Origin of the sequence: Shinella lacus (genome assembly GCF_010994755.1) — a bacterium.
Classification (GTDB): Bacteria; Pseudomonadota; Alphaproteobacteria; order Rhizobiales; family Rhizobiaceae; genus Shinella; species Shinella lacus.
Window position 1 is genome coordinate 1 of sequence record NZ_WHSB02000038.1, and the last position, 2,715, is coordinate 2,715.

Annotated in this window: 3 protein-coding genes; all 3 read left to right on the forward strand. The window is 63.6% G+C overall.

Going from position 1 to position 2,715, the window contains the following annotated elements:
• The coding region (ytfQ, locus tag GB927_RS34125; protein WP_256121574.1) for a galactofuranose ABC transporter, galactofuranose-binding protein YtfQ at positions 1-812 on the forward strand (812 nt) is incomplete at its 5' end.
• Positions 813-893: 81 nt separating this feature from the next.
• On the forward strand, positions 894-2,414 hold the full coding sequence (gene ytfR, locus GB927_RS34130) for a galactofuranose ABC transporter, ATP-binding protein YtfR (protein WP_256121575.1): 1,521 nt from the start codon (positions 894-896) through the stop codon (positions 2,412-2,414).
• Positions 2,411-2,715, forward strand: a 305-nt coding sequence (locus GB927_RS34135; protein ID WP_439655553.1) for an ABC transporter permease subunit, incomplete at its 3' end; no start/stop codon positions are given. The genes ytfR and GB927_RS34135, both read left to right, overlap by 4 nt.

Below are 2,715 nucleotides of genomic sequence, written 5' to 3' on the forward strand. Positions count from 1 at the left end.
CAGAGCAGCGCGGCATAGACCTGAAATTCGCCGATGCGCAGCAGAAGCAGGAAAACCAGATCAAGGCTCTGCGTTCCTTCATTGCCCAAGACGTCGATGCCATCCTCGTGGCGCCCGTCGTGGCAACTGGCTGGGATGAGGTGTTGCAGGAAGCCAAGGATGCGGAAATCCCGGTCATTCTGCTCGACCGCACGGTCGATGCTTCCGACGACCTCTACATGACCGCCGTCACCTCCGACCTCGTGCATGAGGGCAAGGTTGCCGGCCAGTGGCTGGTGGACACGGTTGCCGGAAAACCCTGCAATGTCGTTGAGCTCCAGGGCACGACCGGCTCCTCGCCGGCGATCGACCGCAAGAAGGGTTTTGAGGAAGCGCTGGCCGGTAAAGACAACTTGAAGATTGTCCGCAGCCAGACCGGCGATTTCACACGCACGAAGGGCAAGGAAGTCATGGAAAGCTTCCTGAAGGCGGAAGACGGCGGCAAGAACATCTGCGCGCTCTATGCCCATAATGACGATATGGCCGTCGGCGCCATCCAGGCGATTAAGGAAGCCGGCCTGAAGCCGGGCACAGATATCCTCGTCGTCTCGATCGATGCCGTGCCGGATATCTTCCAGGCGATGGCAGCCGGTGAGGCGAACGCCACCGTCGAGCTGACGCCGAACATGGCAGGCCCCGCTTTCGACGCGCTCGATGCCTTCCTGAAGGACGGTAAGGCGCCGCCGAAGTGGATCCAGACCGAATCGATGCTCTACACCCAGGCCGACGATCCGGCGAAGGTGTACGAGGAGAAGAAGGGCCTCGGCTACTGATCTCTCCCCCCAGCACGCCCCATGTCCTGCTCCTAACTTGGCGTGGGGCGTGCGCGAAAAATTTCATGCGGGGTCGGGATCATGCAGCCGGTCAGTTCCTATGTTCTTTCGGCGACGGGGATCGACAAGGTCTTCCCGGGCGCCAAGGCGCTCAGCCGGGTTGATTTTTCTCTCCGGCACGGCGAAGTGCACGCGTTGCTCGGCGAAAACGGCGCGGGAAAATCGACGCTCGTGAAATGCCTGACGGGTGCCTACCGCCGGGATGGCGGGCGCATTCTCGTTGATGGCGCGGATGTCGATCCGCAGAGCACGCTGGAAGCCCAGGCGCTGGGCATCGGCACGGTCTACCAGGAGGTGAACCTGTTGGCGAACCTGACGGTCGCCGAGAACCTCTTCCTAGGCCGCCAGCCGACGCGGTTTGGCCTCGTCAGCCCGCGTGAGATGAACCAGCGGGCGCGGACGCTGCTTGCCGAATACGAACTCGACATCGATGTCACCGCTGAGCTTGCCGCCTTTTCCGTCGCCGTGCAGCAGGTGGTGGCAATTGCGCGTGCGGTCGATCTCTCCGGCAAGGTGCTGATCCTCGACGAGCCGACGGCGAGCCTTGATGCGCTTGAGGTCGCAATGCTGTTTGGCATCGTGCGGCGGCTGAAGGCGCGCGGCCTCGGCATCGTTTTCATCACGCACTTCCTCGAACAGGTCTATGAGATATCGGACCGCATCACCGTGCTGCGCAATGGCCAGCTCGTCGGCACGCGCGAAACGGCGGCGCTGCCGCGCCGGGAGCTGATCGCCATGATGCTCGGCCGCGAGCTGGTGCAGGAAGTCGCCGCCGGACACGGACCGAAAGGCGAGGACGGCGCGGTGCGCTTCCGTTTCCGCGATTTCGGCCGCAAGGGCCATATCCAGCCGTTCGATCTCGACGTGCGGACGGGCGAGGTCGTCGGTATCGCCGGCCTGCTCGGCTCGGGGCGCACTGAGACGGCGGAAATAATGTTCGGCGCCGAGCGTGCCGACAGCGGCACGGCGGAGGCCGACGGTCGCGCACTCGACCTTTCATCGCCGCGCGCCGCCATCCGCGAAAAATTTGGCTTCTGCCCGGAGGATCGTAAGGTGGACGGCATCGTCGGCGATCTGTCCGTGCGCGAAAACATTGCGCTCGCCTTGCAGGCCCGACGCGGCTGGGCGCGGCCGATCAGCCGTGGCGAGCAGGATCGCCTCGCCGACCAATACATCAAGGCACTCGATATCCGCACGAGCGACCGTGAAAAGCCGATCAAGCTGCTCTCCGGCGGCAACCAGCAGAAGGCGATCCTCGCCCGCTGGCTCGCCACCAATCCGGACTTTCTGATCCTCGATGAGCCGACGCGCGGCATCGATGTCGGCGCGCATGCGGAAATCATCCGCCTCATCGAATCCCTGTGCGAAAAAGGCATGTCGCTGATCGTGATTTCCTCCGAACTCGAAGAACTCGTCGCCTATTCGAGTCGTGTCATCGTGTTGCGCGACCGGGCGCATGTCGCGGAACTGACCGGCGAGCGCGTCACCACGCATGGCATCGTCGAAGCGATCGCCGCTTCCGCCGGGAAGGTGGACGCATGAGCGCGACACTGAAAACCTATGCCATTCGCCTCTTGCCGCAGGTCGCAGCCCTCGCCGTCATTCTCGTTATGGTGTCGATCGCCTTTCCCGGCTTCTTCCGGCTCGAAATGCAGAACGGCCGGCTGTACGGCAGCGTGATCGACATCCTCAACCGCGGCGCGCCGGTGGCGCTGTTGGCGATCGGCATGACGGTGGTCATCGCCACCAAGGGTATCGACCTGTCTGTGGGCGCCGTCATGGCGATCTGCGGCGCGGTCGCCGCCGCCTGCATCACATCCGGCCATTCGCTTGCTATCACGCT

What these genes read in the sequence shown, in the direction of transcription:
- ytfR (WP_256121575.1), top strand. Translation starts at nt 894, where the DNA reads ATGCAGCCGGTCAGTTCCTATGTTCTTTCGGCGACGGGGATCGACAAG.